This window comes from Reinekea blandensis MED297 (genome assembly GCF_000153185.1).
Taxonomy (GTDB): Bacteria; Pseudomonadota; Gammaproteobacteria; order Pseudomonadales; family Natronospirillaceae; genus Reinekea; species Reinekea blandensis.
On the sequence record NZ_CH724153.1, the window covers coordinates 478,586 to 500,773 of the forward strand.

The 22,188-nt window shown below is 51.8% G+C and carries 17 protein-coding genes; 10 read left to right on the forward strand and 7 right to left on the reverse strand.

What is annotated here, in order from left to right; translation table 11 throughout:
* Nucleotides 1–43: 43 nt before the first annotated feature.
* Nucleotides 44–2,287, forward strand: a complete 2,244-nt coding sequence (locus tag MED297_RS17005; RefSeq protein ID WP_008047120.1) for a flagellin N-terminal helical domain-containing protein — start codon at nt 44–46, stop codon at nt 2,285–2,287.
* Nucleotides 2,288–2,369: 82 nt separating this feature from the next.
* Nucleotides 2,370–2,786: a flagellar protein FlaG gene (locus tag MED297_RS17010; protein ID WP_008047121.1), complete on the forward strand. Its 417-nt coding sequence runs from the start codon at nt 2,370–2,372 to the stop codon at nt 2,784–2,786.
* Nucleotides 2,787–2,885: 99 nt separating this feature from the next.
* On the opposite strand, the gene MED297_RS17015 is transcribed toward MED297_RS17010, so the two are convergent.
* A complete protein-coding gene (locus MED297_RS17015) occupies nt 2,886–3,176 on the reverse strand; it encodes a four helix bundle protein (RefSeq protein ID WP_008047123.1) in 291 nt (96 codons plus the stop codon).
* A gap of 182 nt (nt 3,177–3,358) precedes the next feature.
* Here MED297_RS17015 and fliD point away from each other — a divergent pair, with 182 nt between their 5' ends.
* Complete coding sequence (gene fliD, locus MED297_RS17020; protein ID WP_008047124.1) at nt 3,359–7,270, forward strand: flagellar filament capping protein FliD; 3,912 nt, start codon at nt 3,359–3,361, stop codon at nt 7,268–7,270.
* Between the two features lie 92 nt (nt 7,271–7,362).
* Here the strand turns inward: fliD and MED297_RS17025 are convergent, their stop codons facing one another.
* Nucleotides 7,363–8,577, reverse strand: a complete 1,215-nt coding sequence (locus MED297_RS17025) for an ammonium transporter (RefSeq protein WP_040557481.1) — start codon at nt 8,575–8,577, stop codon at nt 7,363–7,365.
* A 259-nt stretch (nt 8,578–8,836) separates the two neighbouring features.
* Nucleotides 8,837–9,145: an isoamylase early set domain-containing protein gene (locus MED297_RS17030; protein WP_040557482.1), complete on the reverse strand. Its 309-nt coding sequence runs from the start codon at nt 9,143–9,145 to the stop codon at nt 8,837–8,839.
* 304 nt (nt 9,146–9,449) lie between these two features.
* Between MED297_RS17030 and MED297_RS17035 the strand changes: the two genes are divergently transcribed.
* The 3 genes from MED297_RS17035 to trhP all read left to right on the forward strand — a co-directional run bounded on the left by MED297_RS17035 (nt 9,450) and on the right by trhP (nt 12,994).
* Nucleotides 9,450–10,457 carry an alpha/beta hydrolase gene (locus MED297_RS17035; protein WP_040557483.1) on the forward strand — a complete coding sequence of 336 codons (1,008 nt, stop codon included), beginning with the start codon at nt 9,450–9,452 and terminating at the stop codon, nt 10,455–10,457.
* Nucleotides 10,458–10,637: 180 nt separating this feature from the next.
* Nucleotides 10,638–11,639, forward strand: coding sequence for an oxygen-dependent tRNA uridine(34) hydroxylase TrhO (trhO, locus tag MED297_RS17040; RefSeq protein ID WP_008047130.1), 1,002 nt, complete (start codon nt 10,638–10,640; stop codon nt 11,637–11,639).
* On the forward strand, nt 11,636–12,994 hold the full coding sequence (gene trhP, locus MED297_RS17045; protein WP_008047131.1) for a prephenate-dependent tRNA uridine(34) hydroxylase TrhP: 1,359 nt from the start codon (nt 11,636–11,638) through the stop codon (nt 12,992–12,994). Before trhO ends, trhP begins: the two co-directional genes overlap by 4 nt.
* A gap of 75 nt (nt 12,995–13,069) precedes the next feature.
* Here trhP and MED297_RS17050 read toward each other — a convergent pair whose 3' ends face one another.
* Genes MED297_RS17050 through MED297_RS17065 form a run of 4 tightly spaced genes read right to left on the reverse strand, consistent with a single transcriptional unit; the run spans nt 13,070 to nt 16,804 of the window.
* Nucleotides 13,070–13,507, reverse strand: a complete 438-nt coding sequence (locus tag MED297_RS17050; RefSeq protein WP_040557484.1) for a hypothetical protein — start codon at nt 13,505–13,507, stop codon at nt 13,070–13,072.
* A 2-nt stretch (nt 13,508–13,509) separates the two neighbouring features.
* Nucleotides 13,510–14,571, reverse strand: coding sequence for an aldose epimerase family protein (locus MED297_RS17055; protein ID WP_008047133.1), 1,062 nt, complete (start codon nt 14,569–14,571; stop codon nt 13,510–13,512).
* Nucleotides 14,572–14,606: 35 nt separating this feature from the next.
* On the reverse strand, nt 14,607–15,758 hold the full coding sequence (gene galK, locus MED297_RS17060; RefSeq protein ID WP_008047134.1) for a galactokinase: 1,152 nt from the start codon (nt 15,756–15,758) through the stop codon (nt 14,607–14,609).
* Entirely contained in the window at nt 15,755–16,804 is a 1,050-nt protein-coding gene (locus MED297_RS17065; RefSeq protein WP_008047135.1) for a UDP-glucose--hexose-1-phosphate uridylyltransferase, read from the reverse strand. The genes galK and MED297_RS17065 overlap by 4 nt, the downstream gene beginning before the upstream one ends.
* Nucleotides 16,805–16,941: 137 nt before the next feature.
* On the opposite strand from MED297_RS17065, the gene MED297_RS17070 reads away from it, so the two are divergent.
* The 4 genes from MED297_RS17070 (at nt 16,942) to MED297_RS17085 (ending at nt 22,183) form a co-directional block, all read left to right on the forward strand.
* A complete protein-coding gene (locus MED297_RS17070) occupies nt 16,942–17,943 on the forward strand; it encodes a LacI family DNA-binding transcriptional regulator (RefSeq protein ID WP_008047136.1) in 1,002 nt (333 codons plus the stop codon).
* A 255-nt stretch (nt 17,944–18,198) separates the two neighbouring features.
* Nucleotides 18,199–19,320, forward strand: a complete 1,122-nt coding sequence (ald, locus tag MED297_RS17075; protein WP_008047138.1) for an alanine dehydrogenase — start codon at nt 18,199–18,201, stop codon at nt 19,318–19,320.
* Nucleotides 19,321–19,432: 112 nt separating this feature from the next.
* Complete coding sequence (murI, locus tag MED297_RS17080; protein ID WP_008047139.1) at nt 19,433–20,206, forward strand: glutamate racemase; 774 nt, start codon at nt 19,433–19,435, stop codon at nt 20,204–20,206.
* A 135-nt stretch (nt 20,207–20,341) separates the two neighbouring features.
* Nucleotides 20,342–22,183, forward strand: a complete 1,842-nt coding sequence (locus MED297_RS17085) for an ABC transporter transmembrane domain-containing protein (RefSeq protein WP_040557485.1) — start codon at nt 20,342–20,344, stop codon at nt 22,181–22,183.
* Nucleotides 22,184–22,188: the final 5 nt, after the last annotated feature.

Below are 22,188 nucleotides of genomic sequence, written 5' to 3' on the forward strand. Positions count from 1 at the left end.
GTCGCACCTTCACAGAAGATTGGTGTCGGCTTAGGAGAAAAAAATGCCTCAAATTATTAACACAAACATTGCTTCCTTAACGGCACAACGTAATTTGAACACTTCTCAAGGTGCGAACGCTACAGCTCTTGAGCGTCTGTCTTCAGGTTTACGTATTAACAGTGCTAAAGATGACGCAGCCGGTCTGGCCATTTCTACCAAGTTTGAATCTCAGGTGAAAGGTCTGAACGTCGCTATTCGTAACGCAGGGGACGGTATCTCATTGGCTCAGACAGCGGAAGGTGCGCTGGGGTCGATGACTGAAAACCTGCAGCGGATTCGTGAGCTGGCGGTACAGTCCTCTAACGCCACCAACTCTGACGATGACCGAGTTGCACTGCAACAGGAAGTTAAACAGCTCATGGCTGAAGTCAGCCGTACGGCTTCTGAAACCAACTTTAACGGCCGTAACCTGCTGGATGGTACCTTTAAGGGGACTTTCCAGATTGGCGCCGACGCTGGCCAGACGGTCGACGTACAGATTTCTGAGCTCACTGCGGAAAAACTGGGTGCTTCCGACCAGGTTGGTGTGTCCTCTATCGGCACCGACTACGGCATATCCAATGGCGACCTGGTGTTGAATGGTGTCCAAATCGGCCCTTCTTCTGCTACGGACGACACCGCATCCACTATCGGTGGTGACGCCTCAGCCATTGCGAAAGTGGCGACCATCAACCGCTACAGCGATGAGACTGGTGTTACTGCGTTTGCCAATGAAAACGAAGTGAACGGCTCTACCATGGCAGCAAACGGTGGTACAACCGCGACCGTGATTCTGAATGGCGTCAGCATTAATCTGCAGGCCACCACGAACAACAATGACGTGGAGAAAGCGGCGACTCGTCAATCGGTTATTGAAGCAATCAACGCCAAGTCCGACCAGACAGGTGTTGTTGCGACCGATGGTGGTAACGAAAACGGTGTAATTCTGACTGCCGAAGACGGTCGTAACATTACTCTGACCAGTGGTGCTACTCAGATTACTGAAGAAGCCTTCGGTCTGGGTACAGTGCATACTGCCGCTGCAGCACAAACCACCGGTACATCGGTCGGTGTGTATGAAGCCGGCTTTACTCTTGTAGCAAATGGCGATACCAAAACGATCAATATCGAAGGTGGTGATGGTACTGGTACCGGCGATCTTGCGAATACTGGTCTGACAGAAGGTAGTTACAAGCGTGAAACGTCGGTTTACTCTACCGAAGCCGTTACCGTGACTTCTGCCACGGCGGCAACGGCCGCCCGTGTAACTAACGTTGCCATTGCTGAAGGTGACTTGGTGATCAACGGCGTAACCATCGGAGCGTCTTCTTCAGTGGACGATAAAGCTTCGGATACGGTTGCGAACTCCTCTGACGCTTCTGCTTCCGGTATTGCCGTTGCCGCCGCTATTAACCGTTCTGCAGATGACACCGGTGTAACCGCCTACGTCAATGAAACCGTTGTAGTGGGTGTCACGGGTGCTGCAACTGCAGCAACTGCTGGGGATAGCATCGGCATCATGATCAACGGCGTAGACATCGGTGATGTTGTGTCGCAAGGCGATATACAGAAAGACCGCGCAGCGACCATTGATGCGATTAACAACAAGTCGGGTCAAACTGGTGTGATGGCAACCGATAACGGTGAAGGTATTACCTTGACAGCAGCCGACGGTCGAAACATTTCCGTTGCGCTGGTTGAAACGGGTGCCGGAACGGCTGCTCAGGGGCAGTTCGGCCTGAGTGAAACCGTCGACGGTATTGGTGCGATTGCGGATGGCGCTACGTCAACCCTGGCAGCTGCCACGTTCGATACTGGTGCTTCGACTACTTACTCAACGGTTCGTTTGGAGTCTGCGGGTACCATCGATATCGATGCTGGATCTAACGGTACAACAGGTTTGACTGACACTGGTTTTGCACGAGGTGAGTACGGTGGGGGCATGGACGGTACCTACCTTAAGGATGTGGATATCTCTACGTTCCAGGGTGCACAGGATGCCATTACAGCCATCGATAACGCCTTGAAGACGGTGGCCAGTCAGCGAGCAGAGCTCGGTGCCTTGCAGAACCGATTCGAGTCGACCAGCTCTAACCTTCAGATTACCTCTGAAAACCTGGCGGCTGCGAACTCTCGAATCCGGGATGCGGACTTTGCAGCGGAAACTGCTGAACTGTCCCGAACCCAGGTACTGCAGCAGGCTGGTATTTCGATTCTGGCCCAGGCTAACCAGCGACCACAGCAGGTACTGTCACTGCTCGGTTAATAACGTCTCTCAGGCAGGCCGTTTAGCGGCCTAGCCTGAAGCTTCCCGAAAGGGGTTAACTGATTGGTGATCGGAGGTGTTTATGAGTGATATCAGTATTCAGCAAACGCTGACTGCTAGAGCTTCCGCACCCGCCAAAGATGCTGGTAAGCAACGTGCCGATGCACAGGATGTGTCATCTAAGGGTCAAGCGTCGGAAGCGCGCCAGACCGAAAAGGCATCAGGGCTCTCTCCACTGGAGATAATGCAGAAACAGAGAGCTGAGGAACAAAAGGATGAAAATGTCGAGCGTGCGGTAGCACAGCTTAACGATTATGTTCAAAACACTGAACGGAAACTGGAATTTCAGTTAGATGACGAATCGGGTGATACTATCGTCCGAGTTTATGACAAGAACTCAGATGAATTGATTCGACAGATTCCGAATGAAGAAGCCGTGGAGCTCGCGAGACGGCTGAATCAGGAAGAGCCGCTTAGTTTGTTTAGTGCTCAGGTCTGAAAAAAAAACCGCCGTAAGGCGGTTTTTTTTGCTGAGTGCTTCGGGCTGCGAGCTACGAGATTTTCCGTGCCAGGCTGGTGAGCATTGCTGAAATTTGGTCTATGGTTGTGACCCAAGGTTTTCCTTTACTTTATCGATATAGTTGATTTTCATTCCAATCCAGAGCTGGGTTTTCAGTTCTGCAGCAGAGCCATAGGCGATATTCAAAAAGCGTTTTCTTTCCGCGACATTCTCTCGAGACATGCCTTCTGCGATATTTGACGGGACGCTGAGCCCAGATCGCGTCATCTGGTCTTTAGACCCATAGTCTTTTAGATCTTTCAGCTCAAGATACAGTTCACTGCTTAATTGCGCAGAGAGCTTCCACACATCCAGTTTCTCAAAATTCATATTCCTTTTACTCATTCCTTGACAGAGTCGTCAGGAAAATAACACTGTTCGCCGCAGCCCGCAGCCCAACAAACCTAAAGTTTTCGAGAATCCTGCCGCTATAAAGTTCAGCAGATAGTCTATCTTTACCCCATTGGTAAAGTTCTTGCTATCAAAAAGTGTTCGATTAATAGGGTATTCGCATGGCTGGCATTCAATCTCTCGGTATCGGTTCAGGGCTGCTGACGTCAGAACTCGTCGAACAGTTAGTTGAAGCGGAACGGGCGGCAAGTGATCTCCGCCTGGATACAAGAACGGCTCGGGTTGAGGCGAAAATTACCGCTTATGCGGAAGTGCGTAATATGCTTGATGGATTGTCTTCGAGCATTTCCAGCCTGTCACAAGCTGCCACCATCCAAAGTTCTTCGGCGACTTCCTCAAATGATTCGGTTCTGACGGCTTCTACCAGTAGTACGGCAGAACCGGGATCTTATCGAATAAATGTTGATGAAATAGCTAAATCTCACTCGCTGGCCAGCAAACAGTACAACTCCGTCGATGACACCATTGGTACCGGTACACTTACCTTTAAGTTCGGTACCACCAATTACGATACGGATAACAGTTATCTGAGCTTTGAACAAAGCGCTGATTCTGAAGTCACCAGTATCGAGATCAATTCGGAGAACAATACGCTTGGTGGTGTGCGTGATGCTATTAATAACGCGGACTTTGGTGTCAGCGCGTCTGTTGTTTATGACGGAACCGGCTATCGCTTGCTGTTGACCAGTGACGAAACCGGCGAAGAAACCAGTATGGAGATTACAGCTTCCGGTGATGCTGGACTGCAAGCATTAGCCTATAACGGGGCACAAAATACAGCCGGCACAAACATGGAAGAGACCCAAAAAGGCTCCGATGCCTCTGTCCGTATCAATGGCCTTGCCATCACCAGCACCGATAACAGCCTGGACCAAGTCATTAAAGGCGTCACCATTAACCTGACGGAAACCAGTGACAGTGCTGTGACTTTAAATGTCAGCCGTGACGTTAGCGATATTGCGGATAAGATTGATACTTTCGTTGAAAAATACAATGAGTACAAAGGACTGTATGACGAATTAACCAAGTACGACCCATCAGATGAAATCGGTGGCATTTTGCTGGGCGATAATGTGTTGCGTACCGTTCAAACTCAATTAAGGGCCGGTATATCCGAAGTCATAACCGGTCTTACAGGATCGAGTTACTCATCGATGATTGAAATCGGTTTGTCGACTGACCAGAACGATGATTTTAATCTGGTGTTCAACCGTGCCAAGTTCGAAGAAGCCATGGCCAACGATGCGAAAAGTGTGGTGGGTTTGTTGGCAACAGACAAGCAAGCCAGTGATGCACAAATCAGTGTGGTGACCGTTGGGCCAAACACGCAACCGGGTAGCTACGATGTCAATATTACCAAAGCCGCGACTCAGGGAACCTACACCGGTCTATCGTCAGCAGCTTTAAGTTTTGCGGACGATGTAATTGTTTCCGATCTGAACGATCAGTTTTCTATGAACATCGATGGAACCAGTAAGCTTGTCTCTTTGGAGCAGGGCACCTACAGCTCTGGTGAAGACCTGGCGTTAATGTTACAGACTTCCATCAACAGTGCATTCGTCGGTCAAAGTGTCACTGTGGATTTTGATGATGCTAATGATCGTTTTAATATCACTTCAAGCAAGTTTGGTAGCTCCTCCTCGGTCAGCTTCGGCGGTGGTGATGCGCTGGTTGCGGATACTTTTGGTTTTGCCACGGCAGGTAGTGGTCAGTATGCCGGTGCGTACTTCTCTACGTTGAACGACGCGGCTTTTGCTGCATCAACAGCACCGGGTACTCAAGCCTTAGGGGCCGAAGAAGGTGTCGACTTTTCCACCAATCCTGTGTCGTTTGATATTACGGTTAATGGTACCGGCTCATCTGAAGACGGTATAACGAAATCGATCACCTTGGATGAAGACTGGGCCGATGTGTTAGACACCGATGGCGAGATTGTGACTGACCGAGATCGCGCAGATGTTCTGACTTATATTCAGAGTGAGTTGAATAACGCTGGGTTAGCCGGTGTGGTCACTGCTGAGTTTAACAGCAGCGATCGTTTGGTATTTCGAACCGATCCCGCGGCAGGTTCGCAGAGCATTACCATCGCGAATACCTCGGTAACAGGTGTAGATTACTTGGGGATTACCGACGGTACGACAAGCTCTGGCGTGAGTGTCACTTCAAATAGCTTCGATCTTTCTTACAGCAATCGCTATGGATCCGTCAGCTCAGCGGCGACAATTAATGTCCCCGATGGAAACTATGAAACTGCAGCCGATCTGGCCGCTGCAATGGAAAGTGCCATTAATGCGGATCCAAATATTGCAGCAGGTGCCCAAGGGGCCATGACTGAAAAAGGGTCGCGCGATATAGGTTCGGCAATTGATTTCTCTTCGGATGAAGCGCAGTTTGTTTTCTCTTTGAACGGTACCGATTTTGAAGTCACGGTGAATGCGAATGGTGCTGATAACCTAGATTCTATTCAAACGGCCATCGATACTTCATTGATCGCTGGTGGGGCCAGTGCCGGTGACGTAGTTGCAAGTCTGGACAGTAATGGTCTGGTGTTGACGACAGCCGCGACGGGAGCGTCTGAGACGTTGGAAGTCAAGCGAGACGGCATTGGTGCGACCACTGCGCCAGGAACCGTTGACCTATCAACGGGTGTCGATTTTTCGGCAACACCGGCAACCTTTAGTTTATTGGTTGATGGTCAAAGTATTGACGTTACCGTTAATGGCGATGGCACGGCGGGATCAAATGATGGTGAGTCCAACCTGTCCGTAATTCAACAGGCATTAGATACCGCGCTTTCCGCGGCTGGCGGTGGCGGTGAGTTTTCAGCAGGTGACGTTGTTGCCAAACTTGACAGTTCTAACCAACTTTATTTCGAAACCGTCTCCAAAAACGGGGTGGCTACTGAAACCACATTTGGAGCGGACGCTTCTATTCAGATAACGTCGGCTGATGCTAATGCCAATAGTGCTTTAGGGGTCTCCGCAGGTACGCCCAATGTGAATGGTTTCGACGGGTTTGGATTGGACAAAGGTGTCTACACTGGCTTCGATTCACAAGCCAGCGTGAGTTATCAGGCCGATGAGGATGGCAAAGGTCGATTCGTCATCAGTTTCGACAACAGCACTAATATCACGCTCAGCAACGTCTCGAACAATGCCATTGCTCAGTTGGGGATGTCGAGTAGCAACCAGGCTGTCAACGATTCAACAAGTGGTCAGGATGTCGAAGGGACCATTAATGGCGTGGAAGCCACCGGTCGAGGGCAATATTTGACCGCGTCTGAAGGCAATGAAGCGGCGACCAACGGGTATCTGCTTGGTGGAACGGGATCTGACTTTTCCTCCGCAGAAATTATTGATGGCTCAAACAATACGTTGAAAGTTGTGATTGATGGCGTGGAAACCAACACAGTGACATTGACCAGCGGCGCTTATGCTTCTGGCGATGCGTTGGCCGCTGAACTGAAAGCACAAATCAATGCCGATTCAAACCTGCAGGCAGCGAACAAAGCTGTCGATGTTCAATATGATGAAGACACTGCGACATTCGGGATATTCTCTATCTCTAAAGGGGCTGAGTCGACGGTACGAGTCTCTGAAATTGCCAGTGGCGCTATTGATGTCTTTGGCTTCACGACCTCAACGCAGGGCGTGAAAGGTAAAGATACGGTTGGATCTGTGGATGAGGCTGCCGGGTTGATGCTGAAAGTCACAGGCACTCGAACGGGTGACCGTGGCAGCGTGTCGTATGTCGAAGGCGTGATGAAAAAGCTGGATGATCTGTTTGATAGCATCCTCAATGCCAATGGATTGTTGACGGTGAAAGAGCAGAACCTCGAAGACGAAATGGATGACATCGAGGTAGAACGCACTGAGGTCGATGAGCGTACCGCTGCTTTTGAAGCGAGGTTACGCTCTAAGTTTCTGTATAACGATAAACTCATCAGTCAGTTGAAAACAACCGAAGACTTTTTAACTCAGCAGTTTGAAGCGATGAATGCTTCGAAAGAATAAAAGATAGTTCGAAGCTGCAAGCTGTCAGCTATCAGTTGGGATGTTGTCGTCATCCCTATCCGATAGCTGATCGCTATTAACTGACCGCTTTATTAATCATCCATACTCGAAGCCGCAATCTTATGAATCGCCAGGTCTGCGCCCTGGAACTCATCTTCCGGCTCCAATCGCAAGCCCGAGATTTGTTTAACGGCACCGTAAACGATAAATCCGCCCAGCGTTGCAATGGCCACACCCGTCAGTGAGCCAACCAGCTGCGCTAAGAAGCTCACGCCCCCCAGGCCACCAAAGGTGGTTGTCCCAAAGATACCAGCCGCCAAACCACCCCAAAGGCCACACAATCCATGCAACGGCCATACACCCAGTACGTCATCAAATGACTTCAGGTTGTTTTGAGCCCAGGTAAATACAAAGACAAAGAGTGCGCCGGCAATCCCGCCAGTCAGCAGGGCGCCAATGGGATGCATAATGTCAGACCCTGCGCAGACTGCGACCAGACCCGCTAAGGGACCATTGTGAATAAAGCCCGGGTCATTTTTGCCTACCATTAACGCGACCAGCGTGCCGCCGACCATCGCCATCAGGCTGTTAACGGCAACGAGCCCGGAAATGGCGTCGATGGTTTGTGCAGACATGACATTAAAGCCAAACCATCCGACGGTCAGAATCCATGCACCAAGCGCAAGGAAGGGAATGTTAGACGGTGCAAAAGCCACCAGTTTGTTGTTGCGAAAGCGACCCTGCCGGGAACCCAGCAGATAAACCGCGGCAAAGGCCACCCAACCGCCAACAGCATGGACCACAATAGAGCCTGCAAAGTCATGAAAAGCGGCTCCGAAAGTCGCTTCTAACCAAGCCTGATAGCCAAAGTTACCGTTCCAGATCATGCCTTCAAAGAAGGGGTAAACCAGCGCAACAATAAAGAAGGACGCAATCAGGAACGGATTAAACTTAGCCCGTTCTGCGATACCGCCAGAAACGATGGCCGGTATAGCGGCCGCGAATGTCAGTAAGAAAAAGAACTTAACCAGGTCATAGCCGTTGTTTTGAGTCAGTTCGGCAGCGCCGGAGAAGAAGGTGGCTCCGTATGCGACCCAGTACCCGATAAAGAAGTAGGCAATGGTTGAAATACCAAAATCGGTGATGATTTTAACCAGCGCGTTAACCTGATTTTTGTGGCGAACGGTGCCGACTTCCAGAAACGCAAATCCCGCGTGCATGAACAGCACCATGATGGCGCCCAGCAGGATGAAAAGTGTATTGGTTCCGCTCATAAGTGTTTCGACGGCACTGTTAATCGGGTCCACGATTACCTCCAATGATTGAGAGTGCACCGATAGGGTGCTTTTATTGTGTGATTTATGTGATTCGAGGCAGGGTATAGCGAGAAGTGTGCCGAATGAGTGCGAATGGGTCGAAGGTATGCGTTTTCTTAGTGCGGACTGAGTTTGATCTCTTCGGGTTGTGCTGATTGGTCAATAACGAAGCAAGTGACGGCTGGTTTTTGGTGTGAAATGGTGCGGATGCGTGATTCGTCGCACCATTTCTGTGCTGTGAGCGAGTATCTCAGAGTGTGACTACAGAGTTATCGGTGCCAAATTCGGGTACTGGTATGTAATCGTCTGCCTGCCAGTCGTTTTCCCAGATTTCACCATCTATCAGGTAACGGAACTGATACTCTCGACCGGTTTCAAGGTCGACCTCCAGTTTAAAGTCGCCGGTTTTTAATTGTTTGAGCTCATGCGACTCCGGTTGCCAGTTATTGAAGTCGCCGACCAACGCGACTCGGGTCGCTTCAGGGGCGGCGTCTTTTGGCAACGAGAATGTGCACTTACAGATGGGTTTTGTCTTCAGGAACTTCTTTTTGATCGCCATGGTTTTGTGTCTCCGGGTTGCTGTGGGTAAAACCGTAACCACAGCAAGGTAGAGTCAGGCTGTGGTTGTTTGTCCTTATGGCCCTGATTGGCTGATGCCAGTCAGTTGTCCGAAAAACCGATGTTGATTAAACATTGCACAGAGTAGACCAGTTTTCGTTCAATGAGTGTGCGTGCGATCTAAAATGAAATGACGATCGAAAAACTCTTTAAACGGGTGCGTATAGATAGACGTGGTTACTGAAATGCCTTTTAAATGGCGTTAATATTAATACCAAATGAGATTTTCTGGACGGGAGGTCCAAATGATAGTCGGGTTAGTGCTGATAGGTTTAATTGTCATCGGGGTCTGGCTTTGGGCGCCAAGAGAGCGGGTTGCGCTGTTCTGGCGCACAGACAGCGGACGTTTTACCGTGGATAAGCCATTGGAGGATCTGACGACCGCCGATTTGCGAGCACTGCGAGAGCAAATTGCTGAGCAGGAGGCTGAGTACCCCGATGTCACCGATGGTGCTGAAAAAGCCATTCGGTTTTCGGCTGAATCCCGACCTAAGAGAACGCCTTATGTCGTGCTATACATACACGGCTTTTCGGCCACCCGGCAGGAAATTTCTCCGATTCCTGAAACCATCGCTCAGAACTTACATGCAAATTATTATGCGACTCGGCTGACCGGGCATGGCTTGGATGGTGAAGCGCTGGCCGCCGCGACCCCATCAGATTGGATTTTTGATGTGATGGAAGCTTGGCAGGTTGCCCGACAACTGGGCGATCAGGTCATTGTCATCGCCACGTCAACCGGTGCCACCCTGGCTACCTGGTTAGCACAACAGCATCAGGTGCAGCCCTACTTAGCGGCCTTGTTAATGGTTTCTCCGAACTTTCAGCCCGGGCATTGGGCAACACCAATGTTCCTCTGGCCATTGGCCCGACGGTGGCTGCCACGGCTATCCGGTCCGACCTATGGTTGGGAACCTTCCAATGATTTAGGCGCAAAATACTGGACTTACCGTTATCCGGTCTCGGCTGTTTACGGTATGGCGGCCTTGGTCAAGGCCGTTCGAAATAGCAATCTGGAAGCCATTACCGCGCCCACGCTCTTTATCTACAGCGATGACGATCAGGTCGTCAGTGCTTTATATACCGACCGGGCAATGAAGCGTTGGGGGGCGGATATCAAACACCGCATCGCTGTGGCGGCTAAGCCAAACGACAATAATCATGTCATTGCCGGTGACATTGTACGGCCTGAAGCCACAGAGCAGCGTTTGGCGGATATGATGAGTTTTCTGAAGACCAATGTGATTTCTTGAAGTCGGACTGTTCGCGAGCAGGCTCGCTCTTACAGGGTGATGGTGTTTTTGTAGGAGCCTGCCTGCTGGTCATGTTCAATAAACGATCAGTTGCAGGCGTCGTCGGGTCTGATAGAATCCGCGCCCTTGTGAAATCATCCAATTTGCGCTGCATTTACGCTGCAGTGAGCAGAGGTCCTTATGAAGCCCATCGTTGTTTCGGCGCTCTATCATTTTGTGCGCCTGGAATCCCCCGAAACCCTGAAAGAGCCGCTACTGACGTTCTTGAAAGATCACAATATCCGCGGAACGCTGATTCTCGCCGTTGAAGGTATAAACGGCACCGTATCCGGCTCCCGGGATGCGATCGATCAGCTCTATCGCTGGTTTGATGAACACCCGCCACTTAACGCGGTCAAAGCCAAAGAGTCCTATCACGATGAACAGCCGTTTTACCGGACTAAGGTAAAGCTGAAAAAAGAAATCGTCACCATGGGCGTTGAAGGCATAGATCCGAATCGGGTAGTCGGTACCTACGTTAAACCCAAAGACTGGAATGCACTGATTTCGGACCCGGATGTGGTGCTGATCGATACCCGTAACGATTATGAGTATGACGTTGGCACCTTTGAAAATGCCGTTAACCCGAATACCGACAGTTTTCGGGAGTTTCCGGAGTATGTTGCTGAACATCTGGATCCGACTAAGCATAAAAAAGTCGCCATGTTCTGTACCGGCGGTATCCGATGCGAAAAATCGACGGCTTACCTGAAAGAACAGGGCTTTGACGAGGTCTATCACCTGGAAGGCGGCATCCTCAAGTATCTCGAAGAGGTGCCAGCGGAAGAGTCTAAATGGCAGGGTGAGTGTTTTGTTTTTGACTACCGCGTAACGGTCGGTCACCAGCTTAAAGTGGGTGAGTACGAGCTCTGCCACGCCTGTCGTAAACCGTTGTCACCGGCGGATCGACAGCATCAACACTTTCAGGCCGGTTTGAGTTGCCATCACTGTTATGACCAACTGAGTGAAAAACAGAAACAACGCTTTGCAGAACGGCAAAAGCAGGTTGATATTGCTCGTGAACGGGGGATGGCCCATTTGGGTGCTGACGCCACTGAGTCCATCGCTGAACAAAAGGCACGCAAACAACGCGAGCGGGAAGCACAGCGTCAACTCAACCTGAAATCGGAGGCGCGTTCATGACGTTTAAACCAGAGCTTTTGTCTCCGGCGGGCACGATCCGCAACATGCGCTATGCCTTTGCCTATGGTGCCGATGCGGTCTATGCCGGTCAGCCCCGGTATTCCCTGAGGGTGCGCAACAATGATTTTACGCTGGCGAACCTGGAGCAGGGGATCAACGAGGCACATGCCTTGGGCAAGCAGTTTTATGTGGCCAGTAACATTGCGCCTCATAATGCCAAAATCAAAACCTACATGCGCGATATCGAACCGGTTATCGAGATGAAGCCGGATGCCTTGATCATGTCCGATCCCGGTCTGATTATGATGGTGCGTGATCGTTTCCCGGATCAGGTGGTGCACTTATCGGTCCAGGCCAACGTCGTTAACTATGCCTCCGCGGAGTTTTGGTACCGGCAGGGCATCCGTCGGATTATTCTGTCGCGCGAGCTGTCATTGGAAGAGATCGCGCAGATCCGCGAGCATTGCCCGGATCTGGAAATTGAAACCTTTGTCCACGGTGCGTTGTGCATTGCGTACTCCGGTCGTTGCCTGTTGAGTGGTTATATCAATAAACGCGACCCGAATCAGGGGACCTGCACCAATACCTGCCGGTGGAAATACAATGCCCATGAAGCGCGCGAAGACGACAGCGGCGATGTGGTGCCGACCAACCCTGAAATCTGGACGCCACCGGAGCAGAAAATTGCCTCGGATGCGCCGACCTTAGGCGCAGGTGGACCGACGGATGAGCTGTTCTTGCTGGAAGAAGAGGGCCGGCCGGGGACGTTTATGCCCGCCTATGAAGACGAGCACGGTACCTACATCATGAATTCTAAAGATCTGCGTGCGATTCAACACGTGGATACGCTGACCCGAATGGGCGTGCACAGTCTGAAAATCGAAGGCCGCACCAAGAGCCACTATTACGTAGCCAGAACGGCTCAGGCTTATCGCCAGGCCATTGATGATGCCGCGGCGGGTAAACCCTTTGATAAAGGCTTGATGAATACTCTGGAAAATCTCGCGCATCGGGGTTACACAGAAGGGTTTTATCGCCGACACGTTCATGATGAGTATCAGAACTATGAGACGGGCCGATCCATTAGTGTGCATCAGCAGTTCGTTGCAGAAGTGATAGAGCGCGATGGCGAAGCGCTGACCATGGAAGTTAAAAATAAGTTTGCCGTCGGCGACTCCGTTGAATTGATGACGCCAAAAGGTAACCAGACCTTCGTGTTAGAGCATGTGCAAAATGCTAAAAATAACCACGATATGGAAGAAGTACCTGGGGCCGGTTATCGAGTGCGTATTCGAGTGCCGGAAGCGCTGGCTCAAGACGCTGAGCAATACGGTCTGCTGATGAAGAATCTGTAATCGCTTAAAAGCTATGGCTGATGAAAGGGTAAACGGAAGCTAAGGGTGAGTGCACAAGCACTCACCCTTCATCGATCAGAAACGCAGACCGACGCCGACATAGCTTTCAGACGGGTGAGAACCGCCTTCGATGACGATGGAGCTCTGATTGACATCGATGTTCAGGCCCACTTCAAAACCGAGACCAAACTGGGTTGATTCACCGCCACTGATGGCTGGGCCCAGGCTGCCGTAAAGGCTCAAACCGGTTGAAAGACCAATGAGCAGGCCACCAGACAGTTCTGCACCAATGGCTAAGCCATCCGCAAACCCGGCACCGACTTCAATCTCACCAAAGGTGTTGATGCCATTAGAGCGCAAAAACGCGATGTCCAGTGGGATGCCCTGAGACGCTACAAATCCGAGGCCGCTGTAGTTTGCCAGTGCCAGCTCGGTACCACCTTTTCCGCCGGCAAATGCCGGAGTTGCTAACGCGACAGAGACAGCCGCAGCAAGAATCGTCTTTTTCATCATGGTCACTCGTTTATGGTTTGGAATGAGTATTCGATTATAGCGGAATAGGCCTTAGCCGGGTCAATGATGCAATCTGGAAAGTGTGCATGGTTCGGCGAATCCGGCCAAAAGCCGGGTTCCAGGCAAAACGCGCCATGTTGCTGGAAACGATAGTGATCGTTCTTGGGCGAGCCGCCGACAAAATTACCGGTATAGAGCTGCATGCCAGGCAAATCGGACCAGCACTCCAGTTGAACGTCTCGCGCAGGCAGCCGGACCGAGGCTAGGCGACGAAAGGCGCGATCCTGCGGATAACAGTAGCAGTGATCAACACCGCCGGCTCTTTGCAACCTGGTATCATTGGACTGTTCAAGTCGCTCGGCGACATCGCTCCATTGGGTGAAATCGAGTCCGGTGTTGGTAACCGATGCGACTGTCCCTGTTGGCAGAGCCTGCTCATCGGCTTCCAGAAACTGATCGCTGTCGACTTTGACCAGTTGACCATTTAAATGACCGGTGGTTTCTCCAGCCAGGTTAAAATAGGTGTGATTGGTAATACTGATGGGAGTGGCCGCGTCGGTTTCAGCACGGTACTCAAAGCGGACGCGATCATCGTCACTGAGCGTTATGACCAGTTCGAAAGAAACATTGCCAGGATACCCGCTGTCGCCCGCCCTAGATTGGCAGCGCAGAGTCAGGGTCGGAATGTGATCATTTTTTAAGGTGAGGTAACTGTCCCAGACTTTGCTGGCCAACCCGGTTGAACCACCGTGAATATGGTGAGGATGAAGATTGACTTCCAGTTGCAGCGGTGTGCCATCAACCGTCAGTTTGCCATGCCCGATGCGATTGGCAAAACGACCAACGGTCGCGCCAATGAAGCCGCGCTGACTGTTTTGTGCATCCAGCGTATCGCAACCCAAAACCAGACTTTCGGCATCTTCCGGCCGGGTAAAACCAAGCCAAGAAGCCCCCAGGCTGCTGAACTGGGCGCGGGTGCCTCGTGCGTTGGTCAGAGTGAATCGTTTGACCTCCGTGCCATCTGGCAGATGGCCGAAGGTTTGCTCGGAAATGCTCGCGGTCATAAACGTATCCGTAAAGGTTTACTGCAAAGCCGCGATTATGCCACAAAGGCTCCGTTCACGGCTCGGCAGATGTAAACCGATTCTTTGATACCGAAGCGTTTTTCATACTGATCCGCCACTCGGGCAATGACTGCGTCGACCTGATCGCGATGAACCAGCGAGACAACACAGCCGCCGAAGCCACCGCCGGTCATTCGAACACCGCCGGGTTTACCCGTGAGAGCGTCTCTGATGATGTCAACCAAGCCGTCAATCGCCGGAACCGTAATTTCAAAGTCGTCTTTCATCGACTCATGAGAAGCATGCATCAGACGCCCCATGGTTTGCCAATCTCGATCGCGCAATGCAGTGGCGGCATCGAGCGTGCGAGCATTTTCGCTGATGATGTGCCGCGCCCGGCGATAGATGACTGAATCCATAGATGGACGTGCCCGTTCCAAATCGTCTAGCGAGGCGTCCCTGAGTGCCGGAACCTTTAAAAGGTCGCTGGCAAGCTGGCACTGCCGTCGCCGCGTGTTGTATTCGCTGTCGACGAGCCCTCGTTGCACATTCGAGTTGAAAATCACGATCCGGAAGTCCGCGTCCATGGGAACGGCTTGACTGGTCAGTGAGCGGCAATCAATCAGTAATGCATGATTGTCCTGCCCCTGAGCGCTGATCAACTGATCCATGATCCCGGTTTGAGCACCAATAAAATCGTTTTCGGCACGTTGACCGTATTGTGCGGCTTCGACAGACGAAATACTGAGTTGGTTCAGGTCGGCGAACATGCGAATCAGAACAATTTCCAGCGCTGCTGATGAGCTTAATCCAGCGCCGTATGGGACGTCACCAATCACACAGATGTCCACACCCTGAAGCGTGAAGTTGGCTTTCAACAGTGTGTCGGCCACCGCACGTACATAGTTTGCCCAGGTCGACGTCGTCGATTTCTCCAGGCGATCCTGAAGCGAAAACTCAACGACCTCTTGATGAAAATTCAGCGCGCAAATGCGGACGGTGTTGTCTGAACGGGGCGATGCGGCTACGACGGTACCGAAGTTTATCGCTGCCGGCAGGACAAATCCGTCGTTATAGTCCGTGTGTTCGCCGATCAGATTGACTCGTCCGGGGGCGTGATAAGTGCTGGCTGGTTCATAGCCAAAGGCCTCTTTGAAACCGGATATTACCTGGGCTGTCAGACTCATTCAGAGTGCTCCTTAAAATGCGTAGTCGATACGGTCTGCAGTTTTTCAGCGGCTTGCTCCGGTGTCAGGTCACGTTGCGCTTCAGCAAGCATCTCATAACCCACCATAAACTTTTTAACGCTTGAGCTGCGTAACAAAGGCGGGAAGAAATGTGCGTGTAACTGCCAGGCTGGGTTTTCGGCTTCGGAACTCGGCGCACCGTGCCAGCCCATTGAATAGGGGAATGAAGTGTTGAACAAGTTGTCGTACCGGCAAGTAAGTTCGCTCAGTGCGGCCGCAAGTGTATGGCGCTGTGGTTCACTGAGTTCTCCGATATGTCGGCAGGCGAACTTTGGTAACAACAGGGTTTCAAAGGGCCAGGCGGCCCAATAGGGGACCACCGCAATCCAATCGTCATTTTCGACGACGGTGCGCGCACCATCGGCCGACTCCCGAAGCGCATAATCCAGAAGCATCGCACTGCTATGAGTCTGGAAGTAAGCCTGTTGTTGATTGTGCTCGCGGGCAGGCAGCGTGGGTACTGTGGTATTTGCCCAGATCTGGCCATGTGGGTGTGGTTGTGAGCACCCCATGATTTCACCTTTGTTTTCGAACAGCTGTACCCATTCGTAGCTCTGTGACAGTCGCTGGTGCTGCTCTATCCAGGTGTTGATGACGGCAAAAATGTCGCTCAATGGCAGTTCAGGCAATGTTTTGCTGTGATCAGGGCTGAAACAGATGACGTGCGCCTCACCCTGTTCTGAGGCGTAGCGGAACAGCGGGTCCTGTTGAGACGATAACGGTGTGGTCTTCTGTAGGGCTGCAAAGTCATTTTCAAAAACAAAGGTCGTTTGATAATCCGGATTGGTTGCACCACTGATTCGGGTATTCCCGGGGCACAAAAAACACTGGTCATCGTAACTGGGCAGTTGCGGAATGTCGGCGGCTTCCTGTTGACCCTGCCAAGGGCGTTTGGCCCGGTGTGGCGAGACCAGCACCCAGTCATCGGTCAATGGGTTATAACGTTTGTGTGGATGGTCTGTTGGGTCAAAAGTGTCGTTGGCCATCTCGGTCTCACCCTTTTGTAAAGAAAGTGTTCGAATTTTACCTAGTTTGAAAACGTTTTCAAGTGCTATCCCATTGTTTAAAATCAAGAAATGGGTCACTATTTGAAACCTGTTTCAAACATCTGGGGTGCCCTTGCATGGCCAATATCAAAGACGTCGCAAAAGAAGCGGGTGTGTCCGTTTCAACGGTGTCACGAGTAATTAATAACTCGGCATCGGTGGTACCGGATAAGCGACAAGCCGTATTGGTGGCCATGGAAAAGCTTAAATACCAACCAAACACGCTGGCTCGTGCCTTGGTCAGTAACCGATCAGACTGTGTTGGCTTGCTGGTCGGTGAGATCGATTCCCCGTTTTTTGCGCAATTAATGGCGGGCGTTCATCGGGTGGTGATGGAGGCCGGCAAACACGTGATCGTGACCGCGGGCTATCATCAGCCGGACCTCGAACGCAAAGCCATTCAGTTTATGCAGGAACGACGCTGCGACGCGCTGATCATTCACTCAAAAGCCATCCCCGATGATGAGCTCATTGAGCTGTTGAAGCTGGACACGCCGGTGTTCCTCATTAACCGTGTGATTGTTGGTTGGGAAGATCGGTGCGTGTATCTGGATAATGAATACGGTGCCTATCTCGCGACCCGGCACCTGCTCAGTCGCGGTCATCGGTCGATTGCTTACATCGGAACCAACATCGCCATTGAAGATGGTGAAAGCCGATTAGCCGGGTACCGAAAAGCCCTGGAAGAGGCGGACATCGTTTATGACGACCGAATGGTCGTAAAAGCCTTTCCGGATGAAGAAGGCGGTAACTACGCGATGTCGGAGGTTATGTCCCGGGATCTGGGGATTACGGCGCTCTTTGCCTATAACGATGCCATGGCAGCGGGTGCCATGGTCATGCTACAGGACTCTGGCCGGGCCATTCCGCAGGAAGTCTCGGTGGTAGGGTTTGATGACGTTATTCTCGCGCGGATTCTGAAGCCCCACCTGACGACCATTCGATACCCGATTAATGAAATGGGCGCACTGGCCGCGAAACTCGCGCTTTCCTCGATGGACGACAGCCCGATCAACCGCGATCAATCGCTGCGTTTTACGCCGAGACTGATAGAGAGACAATCGGTGATTGCGCGATAATGCTCGGTATTATGGCGAGAAATCAGATGATTGGACTTATATATTGAGTCCTGGTGGTTAATCTTCTTGAATGATGGGTCTGATTCAGAGACTCATTTTTAACACTTATTTTTATACTATTTTCCATGGATAACATCGGCTTCCCGGTTTGAGTGTGGATGTCGGAAAAATAAATAAGTTCGTCTGCTACGGCATGCAACGCAGAGTCAAAACATCGCTATAACTGCAGAACGAATGTCACCCTGGAGATTAGTTATGAAAATCGGTATCCCGAAGGAAATCAAAAATCACGAATATCGCGTTGGTTTAACGCCGATGGCAGTGCTTGAACTGACACACCATGGCCATGACGTTGCTGTCGAAACACTGGCAGGCGATGCCATTGGTTTCAGTGATGAACAGTATCAGGCCGCCGGCGCGCAGATTCTGAATACGGCCGCCGATGTGTTTGACTGGGCAGAAATGATTGTCAAGGTCAAAGAGCCTCAGGCGGTTGAACGTGCCATGCTAAAGCCAGAGCACACTTTGTTTACTTACTTGCATCTGGCTCCGGATGTTCCTCAAACGCAGGACCTGATTAAATCGGGCGCAGTCTGCATTGCTTATGAAACGGTGACGGATGCACGAGGTCAGTTGCCATTACTGGCTCCGATGTCGGAAGTGGCCGGGCGGATGTCCGTTCAGGCGGGTGCTCATTCATTGGAAATCGCACAGGGTGGTCGTGGCCTGTTGTTGGGCGGTGTGCCAGGAGTCGAGGCCGCCAAAGTCGTCGTAATCGGAGCCGGTGTTGTCGGACAAAACGCGGTTGCGATGGCCGTGGGAACCGGCGCTGATGTTGTCGTTTTGGATAAGAATGTGGATGTATTGCGTCAACTCGACAAGCAGTATGGCAATCGAATTAAGACCGTTTATTCAAACAAAGAAGCGCTTGAGCGGCATGTGCTTGAGGCTGATCTGGTCGTCGGTGCGGTATTGATTCCCGGGGCGGCGGCACCGAAGCTGGTTACCCGCGATATGATCAGTCGTATGAAGAAAGGTGCGGTGCTGGTGGATGTCGCGATCGATCAAGGCGGTTGTTTTGAAACCTCGAAAGCCACCACACATGCAGAGCCAACTTACATCGTCGATGGTGTGGTGCATTACTGTGTGGCCAATATGCCTGGTGCCGTTGCCCGAACGTCGACCATGGCGCTGAACAATGCAACGCTGCCCTTTGTCCTTCAGTTGGCAAACAAAGGCGCGAAACAAGCCATGGCGGACAACCCGCATTTGTTGGATGGCTTGAATGTGTGCCGCGGAAAAGTGACTTACAAGAGCGTTGCTGATGATCAGAACCTGGAACATGTCTCAGCGGAAGATGCACTTGCATTAATTTGATTGATGTTCCTTTCTCCACAGGCGGCCGATTGACGGCCGCCTGACTTCAAGCTATTTCCCCAGTGTTCATAAGTCGGATAAACTGCCCGTTTTGTTGTGATGATCGCGAAACATGATAGGCGTATTTGATTCTGGCCTCGGCGGCTTAACCGTTTTAAACAGTATCCGTAGTCTGTTGCCGGATCAGGCATTGATTTACGTGGCCGATCAGGCCTATACACCCTATGGAGATCAGTCAGAAGCAACCGTCACTCAGCGCAGTCGCGAAATCAGTCAATGGCTGATCGAGCAGGGGTGCCAGCTCATAGTCATTGCCTGCAATACGGCTACAGCCATCGCCATCGATCAGTTGCGCCGGGAGTTCTCAGTACCTATTGTGGGTGTTGAGCCGGGTGTTAAGCCTGCCGCTTTGCTTAGTCGTACTCGGAAAATTGGTATTCTGGCCACTGAAAACACCGTTGCTTCGCAACGCTATCAACGACTCATTCAGGCGTTTTTGCCCAATGTTCAGGTAATTAGCCAGGGTTGCTCGGGTCTGGCGGATGCGATTGAGTCTGACCCTGAGGCCATTCCGGCTTTGTTGCAGAAATATTTGTGCCCGCTGCTTGATGAAGGTGTTGATCAGGTTGTTCTCGGGTGCACGCATTACCCGTTGATACGGTCGCAGATTGAACAGCTGGCGGGTGCACGGGCCCGAGTCATTGACACCAGTGACGCCATTGCCATGGAGGTTCGGCGTCGTTTGCCGGCAAAGACAAGCAATGACGTGGTTGATGTGCGCTGGTACACCACAAAGTTTGATGCCTCTCAGGCCGGGCGGCTGCAGCACTACGACCAATTGAAAGCCCTGGCTGGCGTTCAGCCAGAAGCGCTGAATTTGCCTTAGTCCGGCCATATCTCACGGTGAGCGAACGTTTTGGCAGCGATGGGCCATTAGTCACTTTAACCGAGGCTTGGCTTTTAATCGGGCGGTTAGCCCTGATAATGGGCGGACGTGTCCGACATTACCAAGGATCCCGCCATGACCGACGCCACTTCATCTGACAACGCCGATACACAGCCAAAACCGGTCCCTCCGGTCTCATTTCTGGCGCAGTTGTGGCCGTACCTTTCTCGCTACAAAAAGGTCATGACCGGAGCTGCCACAGCGCTGATTTTTACCAGTTTGATCACCCTCGCCCTGGGACAGGGCGTCCGGCTGGTGATTGATGACGGCATTTTGTCACAGTCAATGACGGCGTTGAATCAGATGCTGGGCCTGGTGTTGATTCTGGTAGTGGCCATGGCCATCGGTACGTTCGTTCGGTTCTATCTGGTGACCTGGTTAGGCGAAAGGGTCTCGGCAGACTTGCGTAACGATGTCTTCAGTCATCTGGTGCGGATGCACCCAAGTTACTTTGAAGAGAACCAAAGCGGCGAGATCATGTCACGCCTGACCACCGATACCACACTGCTGCAATCGATCATTGGGTCCAGCCTGTCCTTTGCTTTGCGTAATGCGCTGACGGTAACCGGTGGTTTGATTATGTTGTTCGTGACCAACCTGAAACTGACGGCCGTGGTCATGCTTGGAGTGCCCGCCGTTTTGGTACCGGCCATTTTACTTGGGCGCAAGGTTCGCACGCTGAGTCGCCAAAGTCAGGACAGCGTGGCTGACGTCGGCAGCTATGCCGGAGAGGTAATTCGTCAGGTGAAAACGGTTCAGTCCTATTCTCGGGAGCAGTTTGAAATTAATGCGTTCAGTGCGGAAGTGAACCGTGCATTTGAAGTGGCCAAGAAGCGCATTCGACAACGGTCGTTGTTGCTTGGTCTGGTAATCATGCTAGCCTTTACGGCCATCGCGGCGATGGTTTGGGTCGGTGGCTACGATGTCATGACCGGTCGCATGTCCGGCGGTGAACTGGCGGCCTTCGTGTTTTATGCGCTGATGGTGGCCTTTGGCGTGGCGGGTGTTTCTGAAGTTTATGGTGAGATTCAGCGAGCCGCGGGCGCGACCGAACGGTTGATGGAGCTTTTAGCGGAACCGTCATTAATTAAAGATCCGGATCAGGCTCAGTCGATAGACTCGTCGGTGAGTGAACACCTGCGGTTTGAATCGGTTCGCTTTTTCTACCCAAGCCGTCCGGATCGAGCCGCGCTGAATGATCTGAATCTGGTAGTGAAGCGGGGTGAAACGGTGGCATTGGTTGGACCCAGTGGGGCCGGTAAGTCGACCTTGTTTGAGTTGATCCTCCGGTTTTATGACCCGCAAAAAGGCCGCATTCTGATGGATGGAGCGGACATATCCGAACTGGCGCTGGAGGACCTTCGTCGTCCCATGGCGCTGGTGCCACAGCAGCCCGTCCTGTTCAGCAATAATGTTTGGTATAACATCCGTTATGGCCGGCCAGACGCGACAGACGATGAAGTGATTGCAGCAGCACGAGCGGCGCATGCCTATGAGTTTATTATGGATCTGCCGCAAGGGTTTGACAGCGATCTTGGTGAAAACGGCGTTCGGCTCAGCGGCGGCCAGAAACAGCGGATTGTCATTGCCCGGGCGATTTTGAATGACCCGGACATTCTGTTACTGGATGAGGCCACCAGTGCACTGGACGCGGAAAGCGAGTACCAGGTCCAGCAGGCACTGAATGAATTAATGAAAAACCGGACAACGCTGATCATTGCTCATCGGCTGGCTACCGTTCTCGGCGCGGACCGCACCGTCGTGCTTCACGAAGGTGAACTGGTTGCCGAAGGGACACATCGTTCCTTGCTGGCCAGTTCGCCGTTGTACAAGCGCTTAGCCGATCTGCAGTTTGCATCGGACAATCATGCCGATGGGCAAACAATGCAGCCGGTTGCCGATGTAAAAGACGATTGAGCCGG